Annotated in this window: 15 protein-coding genes; 14 read left to right on the forward strand and 1 reads right to left on the reverse strand. The window is 62.9% G+C overall.

Annotated elements, in window-relative coordinates; all coding sequences use genetic code 11:
- Positions 1-21: 21 nt before the first annotated feature.
- The 12 genes from VGL70_06295 to VGL70_06350 all read left to right on the forward strand — a co-directional run bounded on the left by VGL70_06295 (position 22) and on the right by VGL70_06350 (position 17,940).
- Positions 22-1,155: a polysaccharide deacetylase family protein gene (locus VGL70_06295; GenBank protein HEY3303129.1), complete on the forward strand. Its 1,134-nt coding sequence runs from the start codon at positions 22-24 to the stop codon at positions 1,153-1,155.
- A complete protein-coding gene (locus tag VGL70_06300) occupies positions 1,139-2,635 on the forward strand; it encodes an oligosaccharide flippase family protein (GenBank protein ID HEY3303130.1) in 1,497 nt (498 codons plus the stop codon). The genes VGL70_06295 and VGL70_06300 overlap by 17 nt, the downstream gene beginning before the upstream one ends.
- 455 nt (positions 2,636-3,090) lie before the next feature.
- Positions 3,091-5,028, forward strand: a complete 1,938-nt coding sequence (gene asnB / locus VGL70_06305; GenBank protein ID HEY3303131.1) for an asparagine synthase (glutamine-hydrolyzing) — start codon at positions 3,091-3,093, stop codon at positions 5,026-5,028.
- Between the two features lie 17 nt (positions 5,029-5,045).
- Positions 5,046-6,476 (forward strand): hypothetical protein, encoded by a 1,431-nt coding sequence (locus tag VGL70_06310; GenBank protein ID HEY3303132.1) that lies wholly within the window; start codon positions 5,046-5,048, stop codon positions 6,474-6,476.
- A 15-nt stretch (positions 6,477-6,491) separates the two neighbouring features.
- The gene (locus VGL70_06315) at positions 6,492-7,607 is read left to right on the forward strand and encodes a glycosyltransferase family 4 protein (protein ID HEY3303133.1); all 1,116 of its coding nucleotides are present in this window, start codon (positions 6,492-6,494) and stop codon (positions 7,605-7,607) included.
- Positions 7,604-9,760, forward strand: coding sequence for an alginate lyase family protein (locus VGL70_06320; GenBank protein ID HEY3303134.1), 2,157 nt, complete (start codon positions 7,604-7,606; stop codon positions 9,758-9,760). The genes VGL70_06315 and VGL70_06320 overlap by 4 nt, the downstream gene beginning before the upstream one ends.
- Positions 9,761-9,767: 7 nt before the next feature.
- Positions 9,768-11,678: an asparagine synthase (glutamine-hydrolyzing) gene (gene asnB / locus VGL70_06325; GenBank protein HEY3303135.1), complete on the forward strand. Its 1,911-nt coding sequence runs from the start codon at positions 9,768-9,770 to the stop codon at positions 11,676-11,678.
- Between the two features lie 2 nt (positions 11,679-11,680).
- On the forward strand, positions 11,681-12,889 hold the full coding sequence (locus VGL70_06330) for a glycosyltransferase (GenBank protein ID HEY3303136.1): 1,209 nt from the start codon (positions 11,681-11,683) through the stop codon (positions 12,887-12,889).
- Positions 12,879-14,192 (forward strand): nucleotide sugar dehydrogenase, encoded by a 1,314-nt coding sequence (locus tag VGL70_06335; GenBank protein HEY3303137.1) that lies wholly within the window; start codon positions 12,879-12,881, stop codon positions 14,190-14,192. The genes VGL70_06330 and VGL70_06335 overlap by 11 nt, the downstream gene beginning before the upstream one ends.
- On the forward strand, positions 14,180-15,454 hold the full coding sequence (locus tag VGL70_06340) for a GNAT family N-acetyltransferase (protein ID HEY3303138.1): 1,275 nt from the start codon (positions 14,180-14,182) through the stop codon (positions 15,452-15,454). The genes VGL70_06335 and VGL70_06340 overlap by 13 nt, the downstream gene beginning before the upstream one ends.
- A gap of 26 nt (positions 15,455-15,480) precedes the next feature.
- Positions 15,481-16,644 (forward strand): glycosyltransferase family 4 protein, encoded by a 1,164-nt coding sequence (locus VGL70_06345; protein HEY3303139.1) that lies wholly within the window; start codon positions 15,481-15,483, stop codon positions 16,642-16,644.
- 126 nt (positions 16,645-16,770) lie between these two features.
- The gene (locus VGL70_06350) at positions 16,771-17,940 is read left to right on the forward strand and encodes a glycosyltransferase family 2 protein (protein HEY3303140.1); all 1,170 of its coding nucleotides are present in this window, start codon (positions 16,771-16,773) and stop codon (positions 17,938-17,940) included.
- Positions 17,941-17,946: 6 nt separating this feature from the next.
- Here the strand turns inward: VGL70_06350 and VGL70_06355 are convergent, their stop codons facing one another.
- Positions 17,947-20,415: an Ig-like domain-containing protein gene (locus VGL70_06355; protein ID HEY3303141.1), complete on the reverse strand. Its 2,469-nt coding sequence runs from the start codon at positions 20,413-20,415 to the stop codon at positions 17,947-17,949.
- A 121-nt stretch (positions 20,416-20,536) separates the two neighbouring features.
- On the opposite strand from VGL70_06355, the gene VGL70_06360 reads away from it, so the two are divergent.
- Both VGL70_06360 and VGL70_06365 read left to right on the forward strand, forming a co-directional pair.
- On the forward strand, positions 20,537-22,861 hold the full coding sequence (locus VGL70_06360) for an ATP-binding protein (protein ID HEY3303142.1): 2,325 nt from the start codon (positions 20,537-20,539) through the stop codon (positions 22,859-22,861).
- A 48-nt stretch (positions 22,862-22,909) separates the two neighbouring features.
- On the forward strand, positions 22,910-23,794 hold the full coding sequence (locus VGL70_06365) for a hypothetical protein (GenBank protein ID HEY3303143.1): 885 nt from the start codon (positions 22,910-22,912) through the stop codon (positions 23,792-23,794).
- Positions 23,795-23,859 lie beyond the last annotated feature (65 nt).

The raw sequence follows: 23,859 nt of genomic DNA on the forward strand, positions 1-23,859 counted from the left end.
TGCTGCAAGCGACCAAGCGACATGGATCTCGGAACTAATCATACGCTGCGGCGGCTGGTAAAAACGGGCATAGCCTCCGCGTTGAACTGGAGCGGAACCGACCGGCTGCTGGACGGGCCGGATCTCCTTATCCGGAGGCCCGTGGTCTTGTGTTATCACCGGACGGTGGAAGACTTTGCCGCCGGCGCGAGTCAATCTCTCCCTTCGATGCTGACCAGCCGCGCAATGTTGGAGCGCCACCTCGATTGCCTGGGCCGCCGGTTCGATTTCGTCTCCCTCGACGACCTCGGCGCCTGGCTGGAAGGCAAAAAACATTTCGCCCGGTCGGCCGCCGCCGTCACCTTCGACGACGGTTACGCGGACTTCTATCACCACGCGTTTCCACTGTTGCAGCGCAAGGGAATTCCGGCGGCGGTTTTCGTGCCGACCGATCTGGCCGGGACTTCCGCTCTGCAGATCCACGACCGTCTCTTCCTCCTGCTCGCGCGCGCCTTCGAGCGCTGGGGGTATCGGTCCGCCGTGGGTTTCGTCCGGTCGTATCTCGACCGTGGGAAACCGGCCGCCTACGCGCAGAGGATCGGATTCGACGAGTGGACGCCGCCGAACGCCGTCAGCTCGCTGCTCGGCTCCTTGCCGCAAGACGAGGTTCACCGGTTGATCGAAACGCTGGAGACCGAGATCGAAATTGGGCCCGAGGCATGGAACGCGCATCGCGCCTTGACGTGGGAGATGATCGTCGCGATGCACCGAGCGGGCGTGACCGTCGGATCGCACACCAAAACACACGTCGAGCTCACCAACGAAAAGCCGCAAACGATTCTCGACGAGATCCAGGGCTCGCGCAGCGAGCTGGAGCGGAGGCTCGGAACGGAAGTGACGCACATCGCCTATCCCGACGGGCAGTTCAACGCCGCCGTGGTCCAGGCTGCGGCCGCGTGCGGCTACCGGTTCGGATACACCACTTGCCGGCACCGGGATGCGCGCCATCCTCTGTTGACGATACCGAGAATCCTCCTGTGGGAGAACTCCTGCCTCGATGCGCGCGGGGATTTTTCTCCCGCTATTTTCAAGTGCCTCGTGAGGGGACTCTTCCCTTTCACGGATAACTGCCTGCGGGATCACCGCAGAACGAATGGAAATGGATTCGACCTTTAAGCCCGCGCTGCTGTTGATGGCCGGAAGAGTCATGGCGTTCGCCGTGACGTTTTTCATTCCGGTGGTGCTCGTCAGGGTCTTCGACCAGGCCGAATTCGGCACGTACAAGCAGCTCTTTTTGATTTACGCCACGCTTTTCGGCGTCGCCCAGATCGGAATGGCGGAGAGCCTTTTTTACTTCCTCCCTTCGGAGCGCGAAAAAGGCGGCCGGTATGCGGCGAATTCCATCATCGCTCTGACGATTGCGGGGCTCGTCTGCCTGGGGCTCCTCAGCCTGGGAGCGCCGAGAATCGCGCAGTTGCTCGGCAACAGCGCGCTGATCCCCTACATTCCGTACGTCGGCTTCTTTCTGCTGCTGACGATGGTCTCATCCATCCTGGAAATCGTCATGACGTCGCGCAAGCGCTTCTTCTTGACCGCTTCGGCGTACGCTCTCTCCGACATGCTGAAAGGCCTCTGCTTCATTATTCCCGCGGTCCTCACGCGCCGATTGGAATGGCTGCTGCTCGGGGCCATTTTCTTCGCCTCGATCCGTTTGATCGCGACGCTGTTCTACATCGGACGCGAATTTCGCGGCGATACCTCTTTCAACGCCCCGGCGCTCAAAAGTCAACTGGCCTATGCCTTGCCCTTTGCCGCCTCGGAATTGCTCACCTACTCCGCGGGGCAATACCACAATTACGCCGTGTCGTATTCCTTCGACGCGGCGACCTTCGCGATCTACGCCGTGGGCTGTCTCCAGATCCCGTTGGTCGAGCTGGTGCATGGGCCGGTCAGCAACGTGATGATGGTCAGGATGACCGAGGAGATCCGGGACGGGCGCGGCGGTTCCGTGCTTCCCATCTGGAACGACACGGCGCGGAAAATGGCCCTGGTCTTTTTCCCGCTGCTCGGGCTGCTCCTGGTAAGCGCCCGCGAGCTGATCGTTCTTCTGTTCACCGAAAATTACCTGGCTAGCGTGCCGATTTTCATGATTTGGTCGGTCACGGTTTTGCTGCCGGTGCTGCAGACCGACGGCGCGCTGCGCGTCTACGCCAAGACTCGCTTTCTTTTCTGGGTGCGCGCGGCGGAGCTGGTTCTGACGGTGGCGCTGATCCACTGGTTCATTCCCTGGTTTCATCTGGCGGGCGCGGCGATGGTCACCGTCTTTGCCGCTTTCGCCACGAAGCTCTGGTCTTTGGTTCGACTGAAGCAAGTCATGCAAGCCGGGCTTTCCGAGTTTCTCCCCTGGAGAAGCCTGGCGTTGAACGCGGCGGTGAGCGTCGCGGCGGCGGCGCCGGCGATGCTGGTCAAAACGCATCTGGAGCTGCCGCCTTTTCTCCTGATGTTCGTCGCGTGTGCGGCTTACGGCATCGCGTGGTTGATTCTTGCATTCGCGCTTCGTCTCATCACCGTGGACGAGCGCATCGCGCTCATCGGCTTGCTGCAACGATTCCCAACCAGCGCTTCAAAAGTAGGACAACTGATAAGGGGGTACTAGCAATATTTTCCACGAGCAGCCCGAGAGCGCGAGCCGCTCCGGGCGAGCTCAATAGTTTCTGTGGCTCGAGGGCCACCCTCGCCGGCCACCCCAGAGGTGCCAACTCCATCCGCCAGGGCCTGCCGTGTCACCACACGTCCCTGTGACCTCGCCCTTCGGGCTCGCACTCTCGGGCTGCCCCCCTCCTACACGCGGGTGCGGGTCCGCAGGGGGCGAGAATGAAAGCCGCAGGCACGGGGCCGCAAAGGTGCAATGACTTGCGTGGTGATTGGTACTCTGAAACACAGAATTAGGTTGCTCGCTGCAGAGAGACGATTCAAAAAGTCTACGAGGCACTGCCCTATTGCCTGCGGCTTGAAGGCTCGTCCCTGAGGAACCGTCGATCTCACTCTGACTAAGATGGTTCGCGTTGGGGTGACTAATTCGTATTAATTCGTACTAGAGGAATATTTCTTATGTGCGGCATCGCAGGAATAATGAGTCTCGGCGACAGACCGGTTCGGCTGGAAGAGGTGCAAAGCATGTGCGCCGCGATCGCGCATCGCGGGCCGGACGACGAGGGCTTCTACGTCGCCCCCGGCGTCGGTCTCGGCATGCGCCGCTTGAGCATCATCGATCTCGCGACGGGACGCCAGCCCGTGAGAAACGAGGACGGCTCGATCCAGGTCGTCTTCAACGGCGAGATCTATAACTTCAAGGAGCTGCGCGGCGATCTCGAGCGGCGCGGCCACTCGTTCTACACCGCGACCGACACGGAGACGATCGTCCATCTCTATGAGGAGTACGGCGCGCGCTCGGTGGAAAAACTGCGCGGCATGTTCGGCTTCGCCCTCTGGGACGCGCGCAAGCGAACGTTGCTCCTGGCGCGCGACCGTTTGGGGGTGAAGCCGCTGTACTATGCCGAAATCGGCGGCAGGCTCGTCTTCGCCTCCGAGCTGAAGGCGATCCTTCAGCTCGCGGAGGTCGAGCGCAAGCTCGATTGGAAAAGCGTCAACCACCTTTTCACCTTCATGTGCACGTCCCGCTCCGACAGCATCATCGAGGGCGTCCACAAGCTCGCGCCGGGGCATCTCTTGATCGCCGCGGCGGGACAAAAGCCGGTCGTCGAGCGCTACTGGGACGTCTGCTTCGAGCCGGATTACGGCCGGAGCGAGGAATATTTCGTCGAGCGGCTGCGTGAGCTTCTGCAAGAGTCGGTCCGTCTCCGGATGGTGAGCGACGTCCCGCTCGGCGCGTTCTTGAGCGGCGGTATCGATTCGAGCGCGGTCGTCGCCGCCATGGCGCATCTCGGCTCCGCTCCATTGAAAACTTTTTCCATCGGCTTCAAGGAATCCGCATTCAACGAGCTGGCGCACGCCCGCGCCATCGCCAGGAGGTTCGGCGCCGAGCACCACGAGCTGGTGCTCGAGCCCAACGTCCTGGAGATCATCGACGATCTCGCCTGGCATCTGGACGAGCCGTTCGGCGACCCGTCGTGCATTCCCACGTACATGGTGTCGAAGCTGGCGGCGCGCCACGTCAAAGTCGTGCTTTCCGGCGACGGCGGCGACGAGCTATTCGGCGGCTACGACAAGTACGTCGTCGAAGGCAACGACCGGCGCTACCGGGTGCCGCTTTTGCTGCGGAAAATTTTCGGCGCCACGGCCCGGCTCATGCCCGAGGGAATGAGAGGGCGCAACCTGCTGTACCATTTTTCCCTCGCGGGGGCCGAGCGCTATCTGGACAGCGTCATCCTATTCACCGAGGAAGAGAAGAAAAAATTATTTCGTCCCGAGGCGATCGCGATGACCGACCCTTACGAGCCGTGGCGGCGGGAGCTCGACGCGCTATCGCAAGCCAACGGCAATTGGCTTCCGGCCCTCCAATACTTGGACCTGATGGGTTACCTGCCGAACGATATTCTGACCAAAGTGGACCGGATGAGCATGGCCCACTCCATCGAGGCGCGCGATCCTTTGCTCGATCACAAGCTCGTCGAGTTCGCCGCGACGATCCCGCCCGAGCTGAAGCTGCGCGGCGGCGTGACGAAGTATATCTTCAAGCAGGCGCTGCGCGGGCTCTTGCCCGACGAGATCATCGACCGGCCCAAGCAGGGCTTCGGGATTCCGCTGGGGCAATGGTTTCGCGGCCGGCTGAGCGGCTTCGTCCATGACCTGCTGCTCTCGGAGCGGAGCAGGCAGCGCGGGATCTTCAACCTCGACTTCATCGATAACTTTCTGAAACAGCACGAAAGAGGAAGGATCGCCGACCTGGAAATCTGGACGTTGATCTCCTTCGAGCTGTGGTGCAGGACGTTTCTCGACGGAAGGCCTGCGGCATCTCAAATTTCAAATCTCAAATCTCAAATAGCGGCTCAAAGCGGCGCCGCGCGGCAACTTTCATCGACAGGCTGATTGTAGGAACCATCTCGATGAGTCCGATGTTCGATCTTCGTCCTCTCGCCGCGGTCCTGTTGACGGCCGGAGTTTTGCTTTGGCGCGCGTCCGCGGCCGGAGCGCCCTCGTTTCCCGGCGGGTTTATCGAGAAATCCACCAACACCGCCGCGCGCCCAAGGCTGACCCAAGCGCAGATTCAAAGCTTTGTTCCGTCCGGGAGAGGCAAGTTCAAGTTTCCCGCGCCGTACAACACGGAAGGAATCCGCATCACCGTTCCCTCCGACTGCGGCGGCAACGCCTGCCTTTTCCCCGTGGGATATTCGTACTGGAGCAACATCAACAACCACGCCGGCAGCGATACGATGTTGATTTTTCTCGGACTCGAGCAGAAATACGGCGGTACCGGCCCGACGCTGTTCAGCTACCATAAGCCGACCGACGAAGTGAAAAAGCTCGGGCCGCTGTTTCCGCCGTCGAGCCCGTTCTACTCGCACAGCGGCGACGGCTGGTATTTCAGCGCGACTCAGCCGACGAAACTCTATGTCTCCAATAATGGGCCGCAGCTCCAGCGCTACGACGTCTTGGCGAAAAATTTCTCGACCGTCTTCGACGTCACCGAGAAGTTCGGCAAGGACAAGACGGTGGGGCAGACGCATTCGAGCAGCGACGACCGGGTTCATTCCGGGACGCTCCAGTGCGTCAAGGCCGGGTGCAGCGACGGCGTGAATACCGCGAAAGGCGATCAAGAGGCAATGGGGTGCCTGGTGTACAACGAAAACACGCGCCGGTTCTCCTACTTCCCCAAGAAAAAGGAATTCGACGAGTGTCAGATCGACAAGAGCGGCCGCTGGCTCTTTATCCTGGAGCAATGGGACGGACTCCACGACATGGACAACCGCGTCGTGGATCTGGACACCGGCAAGCAAAGAACGCTGCTCTCCAACCAGCAAAAAATTCTCGGGACGAAATTCGGCGCCGTGGTCCACGTCGACATGGGCTACGGCTACGTCGTCGGAGGCGACAGCGCGGACAGCCGGCCCTACACGAAGGTCGTCTACAACTTCGCCAAAGAGCCGCTCGACGGCGTGCTCGCCTACTATGCGACGCCCGGCTCCGCCTCCTCGCTCCTTCACATCGCGCACGGCAACGCCAAACCGAATGTCCTCGCCGAGCAGCAGTACGCTTGCGGCAGCGGCGCCGGCGGCGACGCGGGGCGGCGCGACGAGATCATCTGCTTTCGGCTGGACGGGTCGCTGAACGCGCTTCCGGTAGCTCCCGTCATGACCGACCTCAAAGCGCGGGGAGGCGATATTGACGGCGGCTGCGGCGAGTACTGCAAGCAGCCGAAAGGCAATATCGACGTCACCGGCCGCTATTTTATCTGGACGAGCAACATGGGCGGCAACCGGCTGGACGCGTTTATCGTCAAGGTACCTGCGCAGTTGCTCGCGCCAAATCTGCCTTAACAATGCCGGCATCCGATGTTCTCCGTTGAGTCCCTGGCGAGCGCTCCCTTGATCTACACGCGCGCGCGTCGCCCGCGGATCGCGCTGGTCGCGGCGAGTCTCGATATCCTCGGCGGCCAGGGCGTGCAGGCGAATATTTTGCTCGAGCGGCTGCGCGGCGACGGCTACGAGGTCGCTTTCATTCCGATCAACCCGCGCTTCCCCGCGCCGCTGCAGGGAATCCGCCAATATCCCTATGCGCGGACGCTGCTCAACCAGGCGCTTTATTTCCCGAGCCTGTTGCAGTTGCAGCGCGCCGACGTGGTGCACGTCTTCTCCGCTTCCTACTGGTCGTTTCTTCTCGCGCCGCTGCCGGCGATGCTCGCGGCCAAGAGCCTCCGCAAGCGGGTCGTCCTCAACTATCACAGCGGCGAAGCCGCGGACCATTTGGCCAACTGGGGAAGGCTCGTGCACCCGTGGCTGCGCCTGGCGGACGAGATCGTCGTGCCGTCCGATTATCTGAAAGAGGTCTTTGCCCGTCACGGCTACCGGGCGCGCGTCATCCGCAACGTCGTCGATGCTTCGCGTTACCGCTATCGCGAGCGGGATCCGCTGCGTCCCCGGCTCGTCTCCACCCGCAATCTCGAACCCTATTATCGCGTCGACAACACGATCGAGGCGTTCGTTTTGCTCGCAAATCGCTATCCGGACGCCACGCTGACCATCGCGGGACAAGGCAGCGAAGACGAGCGGCTGAAGCGTCTGGCCGCTGCGCTCGTGGGATACAAAATCCGCTTCGTCGGCCGCGTGGAGCCTTGGATCATGCCCCGCCTCTACGACCAGGGAGATATCTTCGTCAACTCTTCCGTCGTGGACAACCAGCCGTTGTCGGTGCTCGAAGCGTTCGCAGCCGGGCTGCCGGTCGTCACGACCGCGCCCGGCGAAGTCGCCGGCATGGTGCGCGACGGCGAGACGGGCTCGATCGTTCCCGCGGACGATCCGCGGGCGATGGCCGAAGCGGTCGAGGATCTGTTGGAGAATCCCGATCACGCCCGAGAGCTGGCGCGCAACGCAAGAGCAGAAGTCCAAAAGTACAGTTGGCCGGAGGTGCGCGGCGAGTGGGCGGCGGCTTACACGGGAGAATGGCAATGAAACTGGCGCGACTCAAGAATATGGGCATTACCGAGATCGCCTATCGCGGCCGTCAGGAAGCGAACAAATGGCTGGAGCGAGTCGGAGTCAACGGCAACGGGGAACTCTCTTTCCATGCGCGCGATGGGAATCCCGACCGAACCGCCCTGCTCGTGCGGGACCGATTTCACGAAGTCGGCCCGCGCCGCTTTTTCGCCGGCGCCGCCGGCGACGAGACGCCGGACCTCGCGAGCGAAAAAATGGCCCATGCCTGCGAGCAGACGATCGCCGCCGCGGATGAAATCTGCCGCGGACGCTTCGATCTGCTGGGTTACCGCGGGCTTTCCTTCGGCGCTCCGATCGACTGGCATTTGGATCCGGTCTCCGGACAGAGAAGCCCGCTCGTGCACTGGAGCCGCGTGAGACCGCTCGATCCCGCGATGGTGGGCGACAGCAAAATCGTGTGGGAGCTCAACCGCCATCAGTGGCTGATCCATCTCGGCATCGCCTACCGTCTCACCGGAAACGCCAGGTACGCCGAAGCCTTTGCGGCGTACCTGGTTCAATGGATGCAGGCGAATCCGCCCGGCATCGGCATCAACTGGGCGAGCAGCCTGGAGGCGGCGCTGCGCATCGTCTCCTGGTCGTGGGCGCTCTCTCTCTTCCGCGACTCGGAGGAGCTTTCGCCGGAGCTTTTCGCCGCGCTGCTCGAAGGCCTCTCGCTCCACGCCGCGCACGTGGAAAAATATTTATCTTACTACTTCGCGCCCAACACCCATCTCACCGGCGAGGCCCTGGGCCTTTTCTACGCCGGAGTTCTCTACCCCGAGCTGCCGTGGGCCGGCCGCTGGCGCGATCTCGGCGCGCGCATCTTGATCGAGCAGAGCGGGCGGCAGATTTTTTCCGACGGCGTCTATTTCGAGCAGTCCACCTGCTACCAGCGCTACACGGCGGAGATTTACCTCCACTTTCTTATCCTCTCCGAGCGCAACCGGTTAGCCGTGCCGGCCGAAGTGGGCGAGCGCCTCGAGCGCCTGCTCGATTTTCTCGTCGCGGTGCGCCGCCCGGACGGCTCCGTGCCGCAAATCGGCGACGCCGACGGGGGCGGGCTCGCGCCGCTCGCGATCCGCCAGCCGGACGATTTTCGCGGCGTCTTCTCGGTCGCGGCGGCTTTTTTCCGCCGCGCCGACTACGCGTGGGCCGGCGGCGGCCCGACCCCGGAATCGCTGTGGCTGCTCGGCCCGGCCGGATTGAAGTCGTACCAACGGCTCGAACCGGCGCCGCCGCAAACGGAGCGCTCGCGGGTTTTTGCCGACGGCGGCTACGTCGTCATGCGCAGCGGTTGGCGGCGCGACTCGCATCACCTGATCTTCGACGCCGGCGCCGTGAACGGTCCGAAGAGCGGCCACGGCCACGCCGATCTGCTCAGCATCCAATGCTCGGTCTTCGGCGAGCCGTACCTCGTGGACCCGGGAACCTATTGCTACACTGCCGACGCCGAGTGGCGGGATTTTTTTCGCGGCACGTGGGCGCACAGCACCGTGACGGTCGACGGCCTCGGCCAAGCGGCGCCCGCCGGACCTTTCGATTGGAAAGCGCATCCGAGCGCGCGGCTCCGCCGCTGGCTCTCGACGGAAGCTTACGATCTCGCCGACGCCGCGCACGACGCCTACGGCGAGATTTCCGATCCCGTCGTGCATCGCCGCCGGGTGATTTTCGTCAAGTCGCGCTACTGGGTCATCGTCGACGATATTCAAGGCGGCGCCACGCACCGCGTCGAGGTTCGATTTCAGTTCGCGCCGATGAAGGTCGCGATCGAGCCGGCTAACTGGGTGAGGGCGCGCGGCCAACGCGGCCAGGCTCTCCTCGTGCGCCCGTTTGCAACGGCGCCGTTCCAGATGGACCTCGTCGAAGGAAGCGTCGACCCGATCGAGGGGTGGTTCTCGCCGGATTACGGCCGGCGTGTTCCGGCGCCGGCTCTGATCTGGTCGGCCGCCGTTCGGCTCCCGCTCCGCGTCATGACCTTGCTTTTTCCTCTGGAGCATCCGTCGGCGCCCTGCCCCGATGTATTGCAACTCTTGAGCCCCATCGGCCCCACGGGTCTCATCTTTCGCCGCGAGCGAGAACGGATCGTCGTGCGCGACGATAGCGTCGTCGTCCTCAAGCAAAAGTGAAGCTCGCATGTGCGGCATCGCCGGCATCGTAAAGTTTAATCCGCACGGAGTGGTGGACGAAGCGCGCGTCAAGCGCATGCGCGACGCGCTCAGCCATCGCGGCCCCGACGGCGCGGGACTCTGGAGCGAGGGCCCCGTGGGGCTGGGACATCGGCGCCTGGCGATCGTCGACGTGGGCGGCGGGCACCAGCCCATGACCAACGAAGACGGCGCCGTCTGGATCACCTACAACGGCGAGATCTATAATCACGCGGCGCTCCGGCCGGACCTCGAAGCGCGCGGCCACCGCTATCGCACGCGGAGCGACTCCGAGACCATCCTCCATCTCTACGAAGAATACGGCGAGCGCGCGGTGGAAAAGCTCCAGGGCATGTTCGCCTTCGCCCTGTGGGACCGGAAGCAAAAAAAACTTTTATTGGCGCGCGACCGGCTGGGCATCAAGCCGCTTTACTATGCCGTCACCGACGACGAGTTGCTGTTCGCCTCCGAGATCAAGGCGATTCTCGCGGCGGGCGCGCTCCGGCCGGCATTCAACGAGGCGATCCTGCCGGAGTTTCTCGCCACCCGCTTCGTCTCGGGCGAAGAGACCTTTTTCCGCGGCATTCGCAAGCTGCTGCCGGGCCGGACTCTTTCCTGGTCTCCCGGCGAAGGTTTTGTCGAGCGGCGCTATTGGCGGCTGCCGCTCACGGCGAACGAAGCCGGCGCATCGCACGAAGAAGCGGCCCGCGGCGTTCGCGAAGCGTTATCGAACGCCGTTCGGAGCCATCTCATGAGCGACGTGCCGCTGGGATTGTTTTTGTCGGGCGGCCTCGATTCGAGCGGCCTCGCGGCCCTCATGGCGCCGATGGTCAAGGAGCCGATCCGGACGTTCTCGGTCGGCTTTGCCGAGGCCGAAGCGAACGAGCTCGGCTACGCGCGGCTCGCGGCGCGCGCGATCGGCGCCGAGCACCGCGAAGTGGTCGTCTCGCCGGAGGAGTTTTTCAGCGAGCTGCCGCGCCTCATCTGGCATGAAGACGAGCCGATCGCTTTTACTTCGAGCGTGCCGCTCTACTTCGTCTCGCGCCTGGCGCGCGACCACGTCAAGGTGGTGCTCACCGGCGAAGGCTCCGACGAGCTGTTCCTCGGCTATCCCTGGTATCGCGTGACCGCCTGGAACGCGCGCCTCGGACGGATCTATTTTCCGCTGGCGCCGCGATCCTTACGCAACGCGACGCGAGAGATCGCGCGGCGCCTGCCGCGTCCGCTTCGCCGCTACGCCGAGCGGACAATCCTCGCGCTCGAACCCGGCCCGAGAGGGCTCTTCTACGAGAACTTCGCCGTCTTTCCCGATCATCTCCGGCAAGAACTGCTGGCCGACGGCGCGCGCCTTAACGGCCGCGATCCCTACGCCGAAGGCCTTCGCTGCTACGAAGAAAAGGCCGGCGGCGTTCTCGATCGCATGAGCCACGCCGATCTTCAGACCTATCTGGTGGAGCTTTTGATGAAGCAAGACCAGATGAGCATGGCGGCGTCGATCGAGAGCCGGGTGCCGTTTCTCGATCACGAGTTCGTCGAGCGTGTGGTGCGCTTGCCGAGCGCGCTTAAAGTCCGCGGCTTGACGACCAAGGCCGTGCTCCGGGAGGCGCTCAAAAATTTGGTCCCGCGGGAAATTCTCGAGCGACCGAAGATGGGCTTCCCGGTCCCCGTGGGACGATGGCTCCGCGGCCCCTTCTGGTCGGTCGTCGAGGAGTTCGTCCTCGGCGCGCGCGCTCGCGAGCGCGGATTTTTCAGGCCGGCCATGCTCCGGCGGTTGGCCGAAGAGCATCGCAGCGGAGAACGGCAACACGGAGATCGCCTCTGGTTGCTGATCAATCTGGAAATGTGGCAACGGATTTTTCTCGAAGGCGAAGACCGCGCCACGGTCCTCCGCGCCGCGTGATCATGCGCATTCTCTGGGTCAAGGTCGGAAACCTCTGGCCGCCGAATACCGGCGGGCGGCTGAGAAGCTTCCACACGATCGCCGAGCTGTCGCGCCGCAATCACGTCACTCTGCTGACGACGCACGGGCGGAATGAAAATCCCGGGGATCTCGCGGCCGAGCTTCCCGACTGCGAGGAAGTCGTGTCGCTGCCGTACGAAGCGCCGAAGCAGGGCAGCTTGGGCTTCGCCGGGGCGCTCGCGCGCTCGTGGCTCTCGCCGTTTCCGGTCGATATGTGGAAATGGCGCATCCCGGCGGTGAAGAGCGCGGCCGAGCGGCTGATCGCGGAGAAAAAGATCGACGTTTGCGTGGCGGATTTCTTGCTCGCCGCCGCCAACGTCCCGCTCGACGGCCCGGTCCCGATGGTTTTTTTCTCGCACAACGTCGAGCACATGATCTGGAAGCGGCTCTGCGAGATCGAGACCCGATGGTGGCGGCGCGCGCCGCTCGAGATCGAATGGCGGAAGATGCGCCGCTACGAGAGCCGGGCCTGCGCTCGCGCCCATTTGACCGTGGCGGTCTCGGACGCGGACCGCGCGATCCTGGCGGCGCGCGCGCCGGGCGCCGTCGTGCGGTCGATTCCGACCGGCGTCGATGTCTCCTACTTTACGCCCAACGGGTACCACGAAGCGCCGGCGGCGCTGGTCTTTACCGGCTCGATGGACTGGTATCCCAACGAAGACGCGATCCTCTATTTTATCGAAAGAATTCTGCCCAAGGTGCGTCGTGAGATGCCGGGAGTCGCATTATCGGTCGTCGGCCGCAATCCGACGCCGCGCTTGCTCGCCGCGGCGGGCGCGGCGGGCGTCCGCGTGACAGGCACCGTGAACGATATCCGTCCCTACGTCGCGGAAGCGGCGGTTTACATCGTGCCGCTCCGGATCGGCGGCGGAACGCGGCTCAAAATTTTCGAAGCGCTAGCGATGGGAAAGGCGGTCGTCTCGACGTCCGTGGGCGCCGAGGGTCTGCCGCTCGTCCCTGGCGAGCATTTTCTTCAAGCTGACGCGGCGCTCGATTTTGCCGGAGCCGTCGTAGCGCTCTTGCGCGACCCGGAGCGACGCAAGATCCTCGGCGCCTCCGGAAGGAAGCTCGTGGAAGAGCGTTATTCGTGGCGCCGCGCGGCGCGTGAATTCGAATCGAGATGCCGGGAGGTCATGACTCATGCGGGTTAGCGTTTTTGGACTTGGATACGTCGGCTCCGTGACCGCCGCCTGTCTCGCCAAAGCGGGCCACGAAGTGGTCGGCGTGGATTCGAGCCAGGAAAAAGTCGCGATGGTGAACGACGCCGTGCCGCCGGTCGTGGAAGAGGGATTGGGAGAACTTCTGGCCGAGGTCGTGTGGAACCAGCGCCTCCGCGCCACCGCGTCGGCCGGAGAGGCGGTGAAAAACAGCGATCTCGCGTTCGTCTCAGTCGGCACGCCGAGCCGCTCGAACGGACAGCTCGACGTGACGGCGCTCGAGCGCGTCGCCGAGAACATCGGCAGGGCGCTCTCGAACCGCGCCGAACCCTTCCGGGTGGTCTTAAGAAGCACCGTCCTCCCCGGGACGACGGAAGAGGTCTTCATTCCGGCGCTCCGCGCCGGCGCCGGACGCGATCTCGGGGATTCTCTCGGCGTCGCCGTCAATCCCGAGTTCATGCGCGAGGGCAGCGCGCTCAAAGATTTCGCCCATCCGCCGCTCACGCTCGTGGGCTCGGAAGATGCGGCGACCGCCGCGTCGCTGCGCTCTCTTTACGCGGGCGTGGATGCGCCTTTCGTGCACGTCTCGGTCAAGACCGCGGAGATGGTCAAGTACGTGTCCAATACGTTCCACGCGCTGAAGATCTGCTTCGCCAACGAGATCGGCAATGTTTGCGCCGCGCTCGGCGTCGACGCCCGGGAGGTCATGAAAGTTTTCCTCATGGACCGAAAGCTGAACGTCTCAGAGGCTTATCTTCGTCCGGGCTTTGCGTTCGGCGGCTCGTGCCTGCCCAAAGACCTGCGCGCGCTCGTCTACGCGGCGCGCTCCGCCGACGTCGCCGCGCCTCTGCTCTCGTCGATCCTGCCTTCCAACGAGAGCGAAATCCGCCGCGCCGTCGAGGCGGTCCTGGCGACGCGCAAGCGGCGCGTGGGGATCGCCGGCCTTTCTTTCAAGCCGGCGACGGACGATCTCAGGGAGAGCCCGATGGTCGCGCTGGCGGAGACGCTCATCGGCAAAGGCTGCGACGTGCGCATCCTCGACGGCAACGTCTCGCTGGCGCGCCTGATCGGCGCCAACCGCCGCTACATCGAGGAAGAGATCCCGCACATTTCTTCGTTGATGTGCGACAACGCCGAAGCGCTGCTCGCCCACGCCGAAGTCCTGGTGATCGGCAACTCCGGCGATGAAGCCGCAAAGGTCCTGGCGGCGGCGACTTCGAAGCACGCCATAATCGATCTCACACGCGGCGCGCTTAAAAAAGACTCAAAGGAGCAATCGCCACGATGCAAAGTTTAACTGCCCGCGCGCGGGAGATGGATCCGGCGCTGAAACTTCAGGCCCGCGGAGCGCCGGCCGGCGCGATGATAGCCGGCGCGTCGGAAGAGGTGGAAATTCGCCGCCACGAAGGTTGCGACGCCTTGCTCGCGCTCCGGCCGACTCTGGCGGCCGGCGGTTTTTTACCCGCCCCGCTCGCTGGGATGGATCCGGAATTTCTCACCGCGGGCTTCGAGGGCAAGACGCCGGGGGCGATGGTCGCCTATGCGGCGGGCCGGCCCGTCGGCTACATGACCTATGCTCTCTTGAGAACCGAATTTCGTCCGCAGTTCGGCGGCCTCGGCATCGGCCGGTTTCCCTGCCGGCAGCTGAGGCTGTTCGGTTACGCCGGTCACGGCCACGCGCCCGCCGTGATCCTCGAGGGCTTCTGTCGAGGGCTGCTCGAAAATACGCCCTGGCACGTGGGCCAGATTTTCGAGTTGCCCATGGAGAATCCGCTGGCCGAGTATATCACCGGCGCGCCCTTCGGCAGCGGCGAGAGCTACTCTCTCGCCAGCAGCGTTTATGAAACTTTTCAAGTCGGGATCGCGGAAAGCTTTGAGACCTACCTCAAGAACCAGTTCACCAAAAAGACCCGCTACAACCTCAAGCGGGAAGTCCGGCTGCTGGAGGACTCGGCGCCGGGCGAGGTGACGCTCAGAGTTTACCACGCTCCCGATCAGGTGAGCGATTTCTTCCGCGACAGCGCGTCGGTTGCCAGCCGGTGCTACAAGTGGCAAGGGGGACCGAATCCCATGGAGCCCACGCCTTTCGACCTGAAAAAATTCTCGTTCCTTGCCGAACGCGGGAGATGGCGCTCCTATGTCCTGTTCATTCGCGACGTGCCGGTGGCGTTCTGCGACGCGACGATGCGCTGGGGGGAGCTCTACGTCGAGTTGGTAGGCCACGACGCGCGCTACATCAAGCTCAATCCCGGGAAGGTGTTGCTGTATAAGATCTTCGAAGACCTGCACGAATGCCGGATCGTCAAGCAATTGAATCTCGGTACCGGCACCGCGGAGTACCGGCGGGTATTCGCGACTTCCAGCCGGCGCGTCGTCGACGTCAATCTTTACCGCAACGAGTTGTATCCGCAGCTCTTGCGCATGATCGCAGCCACCGCGGCGGTGAGCTACCGGCAATTGAATCCCCTGATCCGCCGCTGCGCGCCTCCGATCAAGCGCATCCTCCGCCGCCGCGGCGCGATAGCGCCATCCGTTTTCGCTTACCTCGTGGCCGGGTGATCGGCCGCAACTTGCGCCGCAGGACCATGCCCAGGCATTTCATCGGCAAACATCGCGCCGCGCCGCGCCTCAGGCTCGCGTGGGTCGAGGAGTGGATGAGCACGCTGGCGAAGGAAATGCTGCCCTATCTGGCCGAGCGGCACGAGATCACGTACGTGACCGCGGGCGAAGAAATCCCCGACGCCGATTTCGTCCGGGTGATTCGTGAAAAGCGCCGGCGCCACATGAACGTCGCCGGCTTCGCGCTGTCGAGCGACGTCAACCGGCTCTATCGCGACGGGCTCGTCGACCTCGCCCTGGTATGGTCGAGCGTCGGCTTCGCGCTCCGCGGCGTGCCGTTCATTAATTTGGCGGGCGGCTCGGTATTCGCCGAGATCCGCCTCGCCGCGGCGCGGATGCCGCTTTATCGGCGCGCCAGGTTTTTGACCGGGCTGGTTCACTTCGCGCTCCCCGAGACGCTCTGCAATAAGCGCGCGGCCAGGGTGATCGTGCCGTCGTCGGCGTTGAAAAACGACCTCATGAGATTGCATGGCCTGGCGGATCCCAAGGTATCCGTGGTGCCGCATGGGACCGAGCCCGAGCACATGGCGTTGTACGATCGGAAGCCGGCCGGCCCGGCGCCCAAGATTCTTTTCGTCGGGCGTCTTCATCCGGGCAAAGGGATCGCCGCCGTCGTGGACGAATTTTCCCGGCGCCGGGATATCGACGCGGAGTTTTTGATCTTGGGAGACGGTCCGGATCGAGACCGAATGCAAAAAGCCACCGCCGAGGACGATCGCGTGAAGCTTCTCGGTCATGTGGGAAAGAGCGATCTCAAGTGGGCGCTGTCGACGACCGACATCTTTGCCTTCCCCTCGTTTTACGAAGGCTTCGGACTTTCGCTGCTCGAGGCCATGGCCAGCGGCCACGCCTGCGTCTGCTATGATATTCCAGCGACGCGCGAAGTGCTCGGCGACGGCGGAATTTTGGTCCGGCCCGGCGACGCCGCCGCGTTGGTCGATGAAATCGCGCGGCTGGTAAAAACCCCCGATCGGGTCTCCTTCTACTCGGCGCGGGCGCATCAGCGGGCCGGCCGATTTTCCTGGGACCATGCCCGGCGGGCGATCGATCGCGTCATCGGCGAGACTGCGGCTGAAATTCTCGCACGGCAACCCATGGCGCCGACGAAAACGGTCTCGTTATACCGGTAAGAGTTTTTCCCTGCCGAAATCGGGTTCTTTCCCTCGCCAATTACGGAATACCCTGCGTTGTGTCTTGCCGGCGGCAAAGTAAAATTTAGCTATGAAAAAGTACGGCTTTGCGGTTGAGGTATAGTCATGGATTACGAGTCGCTGTTGGCTTTCTTGATGTTCGCCTCCTTTGGGCTCCTGCTTTACACCTATGCGGGTTATCCGGCGGTCCTCTGGGCGGCGAGCCGATGGGTTCGCTCCAAAGAACGGCCGAGCGTCGAGCCCGCGGCGTGGCCTCGGGTGAGCGTCCTGGTCTCGGCCTACAACGAAGAGACCACCATCGGAGAGCGCATCGCCAATCTTTTGAGCCTCGACTATCCCGCCGACCGGATCGAGATACTCATCGGGTCGGACGGCTCGACGGACCGGACGTGCGAGATCGTGCGCGCTTACGAGAGCCACGGGGCGCGGCTCCTCTGCTTCGAACAGCGCAGGGGAAAGGCCAGCGTGCTCAACGATCTCATCGCCCGGGCCAGAAACGACATCGTCGTCCTGACCGACGCCAACACGTTCTTTCGCCCGGACGCGGTGCGCGCCTTGGTCAAGGCGCTGTTGCGTTATCCCGCCGGCGCGATCGCCGTCGGGCGTTTGGATCTCCGCGCGCCTTCGGACAACGGCAATCTCGACGGGGCCTACTGGAGCTATGAAACGTGGATCAAGACGCTCGAATCGCGCTTCGGCAGCCTGGTCGGGGCCAACGGCGCGATTTACGCGTTTCATCGCGAGCGCTATCGGCCGCTGCCCAAAGACGCGATCGTCGACGACTTCCTGATTCCGATGTTCATGCGGCTCGCTTCGGGCGACCGGATTTATTTCGTTCCCGAGGCGCGGGCGTGGGAAAGATCGCCGGAGGAAGTCAGAGACGAATTCTACCGCCACGCGCGGATCGGCGCGGGCAATTTTCAGGCGCTGCGCTGGACGTGGAGATTGCTGCTCCCGTGGCGGGGAACCATCGCGCTCGCCTACTTTTCGCACAAGGTGCTGCGCTGGTTCGGCCCGTGGCTGATGCTCACCGGCTTTGTGGCCAACTTGCGCCTCTTGCACGTCCCGGCTTTCGCGCTCATCTTTCTCGGCCAGGTCGTGCTCTACGAGCTTGCCTTCGGCGCCCTGCTCTTGCATCGGGTGCCGCTGGTGGGCCGGGCGGCCTCGGCGATGCGCTACTTTCTTATTCTCAACGTCGCGCTCCTGGTCGGCCTGGGACGCTTCGTTCTCGGCGTCGAGCGGCCGTTCTGGAGCACCGCGCCGCGCAGAGCTTGACCGCGCTCAGTAGCCGGAAATCATGGCATTGGCAATCGTGCTTTGCGGTCCCGCCAGGCTGGCATCGACCAGCAGCGGATAAGTGGGCGCCTTGGCGCTCGTGTAGAAGACCGACCCGTTCTTCGAATACTTGACGACGCCCGATGCCACGGCGACGCGGAAAACGTCTCCGGGGACGTAGGAGACCGAGCCGAACTTGTATACTCCATTCTCGTAAATCTCTACATAGCCGCTGGGTGAGCCGTTCCATAAGGCGATGGCGAAATCGATGTCCGCACGCGAGGTGTCGGTGTTACCGCGGCTGAGCCCTACCGCGCGCTGCGTCGTCGTCTCGGAAGCGGTGAACTCGACGTAGCCGTTGCCGGACGGGATCGACTGGAGCGACTGCGCCCCGGAGTTGCCGCAACCGCCGCAGCTCTCCTTAAGCGAATTGGCGGTCGCGGTGGCGTTGACCAGATTGGTCCAGGTCACCGGACCCGTGATCTTCGCGCCTTTGACCGTGACGGTGACCGGCTGAGAGGTCGCGGTATTTCCGGCTTTGTCCCTAGCAACTGCGGTGATCGTATGCGCGCCGTTGGTAAAGTTGCCGGTGTACCAGTAGCGCGCGAAGGGCCGCACCGTGTCTTCGGTGCCGAGATTTTTGCCGTCGATCTTGAATTGGACTCCTACGACGCCGACGTTATCCGACGCCGACGCAGTGACATAGATCTGACCCTGGACGATGGCGCCGGCAACCGGTGCCGTGATGGAGACCGTCGGCGGCGTAACGTCTCCCGGAGGCGGTGGAGCGCTGGCGAGAGTCGTGAACGTCTTGTCCGTCGACGTCGCCAGGTTTCCGGCGGCGTCCCGAGATTTGACCCGGTAATGATACAGCGTGTTCGCCGCCAGGCCGCTCAGGTTTTGCGAGTGGGAGGTCACCATGCTTCCGTTCAGCGTCGTCACGCTGCCATAAGCGGTCGTGGCGCCGTATTCGACTTGCGAGTCGCTGGCTTCGTCGGTCGTCCACGTGATCGTGGCTCCCGATGATGTGATGAGCGGCGCCAAGACGGCGCTGATGACCGGAGGCGTGGTGTCCGTCGGCGGAGGCGGCGGGCTGGTGCCTGCGACCAGCAACTGGGACGGAACTTTGACGATGAACGCATCCTGCCGATTGCTTCCCATGTTGCTCGTCCAGATAAAATATTGTCCGGTGACGTCGATGTTGCCTTTGGGCAGCTTGCAATAATCACCGCAGCCGCCGCCATCGCCTCCCGCCGCGTTCAAGTTGGTCATGACCGGAGCGACGACCAAAACATCCATGGAAGTGTCGAGACGAAAACAAACGACCTCATTCAAGCGCGGGTCGTTGACGCGATTGGCGTTGCTGCCGCACGCGTATTGCTGGTTCTGCGCCAGGCCGGCTTTGGTGTTCGAATGAGCGATGTGTCCGATGCCGCCGTTCCAGGTCGTCGTGCGATAAACCTGCGTGCCCTGCAAGGGACTCTGGCCGTACTTCCAAACGGTCACCACGCCGGGTACCGCGCTATTGATCAGCGCTCCCGCCGTATAACCAAAGCCGTTATCCGAATGGCCCACGGCCCCGTTCGCTTCCAGGAGACGCGTCTCGATGTTCGTGCTGAGGTCGATGATGCGGTTATCGACGTCTGTGGTGGCGCTCGATACCTTGTCTTTGATCAGCAGATAACGGCCGCTCTTGTCGATCTGGCATTCGTCGTAGTGAAGCCCGAGGGTCGGGTAAAATAAAAACTGACCGGCGGCTTCCTTATAGACCAAACAGCCGAGGTCCCGGTCGGTCGCCTTGTCCCTTAGAGTGGCCGAGTGAACCTTGTCGTCGGCGCTCGAGTGCATCTGGATCGCGTACCGGTTGGTCCCGAACAGCCCGGGTTGCGTGGAGACGTCGAACACGGTCGTCATGGTCTTCGAGATCACGTCGTAGCGATAAAGCTGCGGGCCGTAGCCGATCACGTACAGCATGTTCGGCTGGGTCGCGCTGAAGTACCAGCCTTCGCCGCTGTGATTTCTAAAGTTGCTCGTCGAAGGGAACAGCGGCCCTAGGTTCGTCACCTGATCCGTAACCTTGTTGTAGCTGAACAGAGTCGGCCCGGTGCCGCCATGGTTTACGTCCAACCCTAAAACAATCAGCATGGTATTGCTGGCCTGGTGATTGTTGATGTTGCGCCAATAGGAATAGCCGACGGAGAAAACGCAGTCCTGGCCGGCGCAGTCGCTTGGCAGCGTCAGTCGTATGCCTTCCGTGTTATAAGGCGTCGGAAAACTGAAAGGTCCCCTCGAGGTGGGAAGAAATTGTTGAATTTGCGCCGCCGTGTACGTGGGTCTGACGTTGGTGCTAGTCGCTTTTTCGATAAAGCCGCCGGGATTTTGAGCGGCTCCGGGAACGGCCGAGAGCGGGATCGCCGCCATCGCTGTAAGGGCTATCGCCAACCGGATGGAAGGCGGCAAAAAACGAAACTTCATAACCTTTGCTTCTCCTCCGTAGGTAAAGTGAGTTCCTGGTGCGTCTGTGGCCAAGACTGCCCTTAGCGAGCGCGATGTGATACATCGTTCTCTGAGGGAAAGGCCTCAGGAATTGAGGGAAATGGCTGCCCGAAAATCAAGTTTCGAGGATATCTTCAGAGCGCAAGATCCCTTCATCAGCGACGGTTTTCAGTTCTTCCTGCGCGAGGTCGCGGTCGCTCGCGATTCCAAAACGCTCCGGGATTTTCTTATCCGGTTTAACGGCGAGCTTTATCGCGCGGCGTGGGTCGACAAGGCGGCCAAGGTCCCCTGGGCGCCCGACATGCTGGCGGCGCTGGTCAACACGAATCCGAGCCTCATCTTTCTCGCCTTTCGCGAGCTGTTCGACGAGATGAAACTGCATTATCAGGACCCCTTGACCGAGATCCTGTTCGACACAGCGCACAGGGTTCCGCTGTTGATTTCGGTGCTGGGTGAAATCGTTCTGAAGGAAAGCCGGCTGGTGCAGCTCAGGGTCAGGGCTTTGGAGGGGCTCTTCACCCGGCTGGCTTTGGGACGAAGGCCCTTCCAGGCGGGAACGGGGGTCGAAGACACGCTCCGCTCTCTCAACGAGATTCTCCAACAGCTAAAGCGGGAAACCGTGAGCGGCGCGATCAAACGTCACGAACGCTTGGCCAAAGATCTTCAAGCCGTCCATCGTCTCCTGCCGGGCCTCACTTGCAACCGTTCGACGGAGACCGGCGCCGAAGCGGATCCGATCCCATCGGCGCACCGCGAGATTCTGGAGCTGCTGCAGGCGATCCTGGAACAATCGTCCGCGACGCTGGCGGCCGCCGATTCCGCCGGGACGATTCTCAAAATTCTCCGCGCCAATACGCCGCTCCCCGCGTGGCATCCGTCCGCTTCCCCGTGGAACCGGCGCGCGCGCCCCGCCGCTAGCAAGGGACGGAACGGCCGCGAAAAATACCAACCGGGCGTCAAGCCGCGCGTCGGAGAAGAGAGCCCCGTGCTCGATGCGCCGGGAGAAGGTTCTAAAGTCGTCCTGGCGCTGATCATCGACCGGGCCATCGCCATCGTCCTGGAAATCGCCGGGGCGGCGTGGCGGCCGGAGAGCGCTCGGCAGAAAGCGAATCCGGCCGCGGAGACCTTGCTGAATCCGTCCGACCCGCCGCTGCTGGAATCGGCCCTGGTCGATCCGAAGTCCCAGCCGAAGACGCGCAACATGGCCGCGGCGCTCCTGTCGCTGTTGAGCTACGCGCTCTCCACGGTCCGGCTGTCGCCGCGCGCCGAGTTCTACTGCCGGTTGTTTCTCATGCCGCACCGCGCTGGCGGCATCCACTACCGGCTCCGCGACGAGGACGATCGCGCCCTCATCGACGCCGAGGAAAAGATCGACTTCTTGTTCGAGGCGCTGGACGAAGAATCCGACTACGTGCGCTGGAACGCGGCCACGCTCTGCTATCAGTCGGCCCGGCACCATCCCGAATGGTTCAAGCCCAAGCACTACATCAAGCTGATGTCGCTCCTCTCGGACGAGCATTACGGCATCCGGCTCGACGTGATGCGGACGATCCGGACGCTGGCCACTTTTCGCAATCAGGAAATCTTCACCGTCATCCACGACGTCTCCGGCAAGCTCGCCGAGAAAGTCTATCGCGTCAAGGACAAGGACCGCGCGCGCGTCGATCTGGAGACCGCCCTGGGGGTGAGTCTCGCGACCTTGCTGGAGCGGGTCGACGAATTGCAGGGCGAGGTGCTCCGGCTCGAAAACCGGCGCGAGCACCTGCTGAGCTACTTGGAAAATCAGGCGCTCCGCATCGGCGAAGAGATCCATCACGAGGTCCTCAACACGCTCTGCAGCAACCTCGCGACCGCGATCGACGAGCGCGACTTTGCCGACGCCGAGACCCGTCTGAAGGACGTCGTCACGGAACTGCGCCGGATCATGAACCACCTCTACCCGAAGGATTTGGAAGCCGAGGGGTTTGTGGCGACGGTCCGCAAGCGTCTCGAAGACGCAAAAATCCAGATGCGCCGGCGCGTGGCGAAATTCGGCGTCGAGTTCGAATGCGCCGCCGACATCACCGACGAGACCATCGCGGCGAGCCTGCGCGACAAATCGCATCTGGTGCTGCTTTACCGAATCGTTTCGGAGGCGCTGATCAACGCGCGCAAGCACGCTCACGGAACCACGCTGGCGCTGCGCATCCGACGGCCGCGAACCGGCGTCATCGAGATATCGATCGCCGATAACGGACGCGGCGGCGGCGGTCCGTTCGAGCAGAGCTTCGGCATCGACCTGATGCAGCGGCGCGCCGAGGACATCGACGCCGAGATCGAATACAAAAGAACCTCCTCAGCGGGAGGAACCACCGTCGTCATCCGCCTGCCGGAAGAGTCCAACTCGCGGGCGACGAACGGATCGAAGCTCTCCGGCGCGATCTGATCCCGCCCCACCGGAGCCGCCGCTTCTACCGCTCGGCTTTCATCCGCCGTGGCGAAGACACAAAAAAAAGCCAAGAAAGAGGCCAAAAAAGAAGGCCTCCGTATTCTCGTCGCCGACGACTCGCCCGACTCCATCGATCAGATGAGCGCCTGGATCCGGGAGCGCTGGCCCGAGGCCGAGATTTACCGGGCGCAGACGCCGGAGGAGGCCTTCTCGCAGGCGGCGGACGAGAGCGTGGAGAACATCGTCCTCGACCTCGACTTCGTCGTGCCGCGCGTCTCGGGCGTGGCGATCGCGCGGCGCATCCTCCAAGCCAGAGCGCGAGACAAGAAGCTCAGCACGCGGATTCTTTTCCGCACCGTCCACGCCGGCGATCCCAGCTATCTCCATCAGATCGAAAAGCTCATCGGCGACGAACAGGTGAAGCCGGTCGTTTGGGGCTTCGTGGACAAGGGCGCGATGCCGAAACGGCTCGTGCAAAACGCCGTCGAGCAGGTTTTTATTTACGAGCTGTCGTTCACGGATATTTTCAGCCAGAACTTGCGCGACTCGCCTTCGCGGGAAGTCAGCAACCTGGAGTTTACTGTCTTGCTTTACATTTGCCTCGGCGTCACCAACGACGGCATCGGATGGCTGATCGGCGCTTCGCGCCAGAGCGTCGAGCGGATTTTGACCGCTTTGTACCAAAAGATGAAGATACCGACGCGCCGCGACGCGCCTCAAGGCGTGACCGCACTGCTCGAAAGCCGCGGACGGCTTTATTTCGAAGCCGTGACGCGCGGCCTGATCAACCCGCATTTGATGAGAGAAGAGGACGCCGCGCTGAGAGAGCGCGTGAAAAAAGGCGCGCTCTCGCCCACGCGCCTCTACATCGACCGCGATTGGCTGGAGAAAAAGAACTCCAACGTGCGCCACCTCGCGGGAAATCAATAAGTACGGTCGCACCACCAAGCCCTCAAGCGCGAGCCGTTCCGGGCGAGCTTGAAAGCCGCAGGCAC

The organism is Candidatus Binatia bacterium, from assembly GCA_036504975.1.
In the GTDB taxonomy this organism is placed as follows: domain Bacteria; phylum Desulfobacterota; class Binatia; order UBA9968; family UBA9968; genus JAJPJQ01.

What these genes read in the sequence shown, in the direction of transcription:
- VGL70_06295 (HEY3303129.1), top strand. Translation starts at nt 22, where the DNA reads ATGGATCTCGGAACTAATCATACGCTGCGGCGGCTGGTAAAAACGGGC.
- VGL70_06300 (HEY3303130.1), top strand. Translation starts at nt 1,139, where the DNA reads ATGGATTCGACCTTTAAGCCCGCGCTGCTGTTGATGGCCGGAAGAGTC.
- asnB (HEY3303131.1), top strand. Translation starts at nt 3,091, where the DNA reads ATGTGCGGCATCGCAGGAATAATGAGTCTCGGCGACAGACCGGTTCGG.
- VGL70_06310 (HEY3303132.1), top strand. Translation starts at nt 5,046, where the DNA reads ATGAGTCCGATGTTCGATCTTCGTCCTCTCGCCGCGGTCCTGTTGACG.
- VGL70_06315 (HEY3303133.1), top strand. Translation starts at nt 6,492, where the DNA reads ATGTTCTCCGTTGAGTCCCTGGCGAGCGCTCCCTTGATCTACACGCGC.
- VGL70_06320 (HEY3303134.1), top strand. Translation starts at nt 7,604, where the DNA reads ATGAAACTGGCGCGACTCAAGAATATGGGCATTACCGAGATCGCCTAT.
- asnB (HEY3303135.1), top strand. Translation starts at nt 9,768, where the DNA reads ATGTGCGGCATCGCCGGCATCGTAAAGTTTAATCCGCACGGAGTGGTG.
- VGL70_06330 (HEY3303136.1), top strand. Translation starts at nt 11,681, where the DNA reads ATGCGCATTCTCTGGGTCAAGGTCGGAAACCTCTGGCCGCCGAATACC.
- VGL70_06335 (HEY3303137.1), top strand. Translation starts at nt 12,879, where the DNA reads ATGCGGGTTAGCGTTTTTGGACTTGGATACGTCGGCTCCGTGACCGCC.
- VGL70_06340 (HEY3303138.1), top strand. Translation starts at nt 14,180, where the DNA reads ATGCAAAGTTTAACTGCCCGCGCGCGGGAGATGGATCCGGCGCTGAAA.
- VGL70_06345 (HEY3303139.1), top strand. Translation starts at nt 15,481, where the DNA reads ATGCCCAGGCATTTCATCGGCAAACATCGCGCCGCGCCGCGCCTCAGG.
- VGL70_06350 (HEY3303140.1), top strand. Translation starts at nt 16,771, where the DNA reads ATGGATTACGAGTCGCTGTTGGCTTTCTTGATGTTCGCCTCCTTTGGG.
- VGL70_06355 (HEY3303141.1), bottom strand. Translation starts at nt 20,415, where the DNA reads ATGAAGTTTCGTTTTTTGCCGCCTTCCATCCGGTTGGCGATAGCCCTT.
- VGL70_06360 (HEY3303142.1), top strand. Translation starts at nt 20,537, where the DNA reads ATGGCTGCCCGAAAATCAAGTTTCGAGGATATCTTCAGAGCGCAAGAT.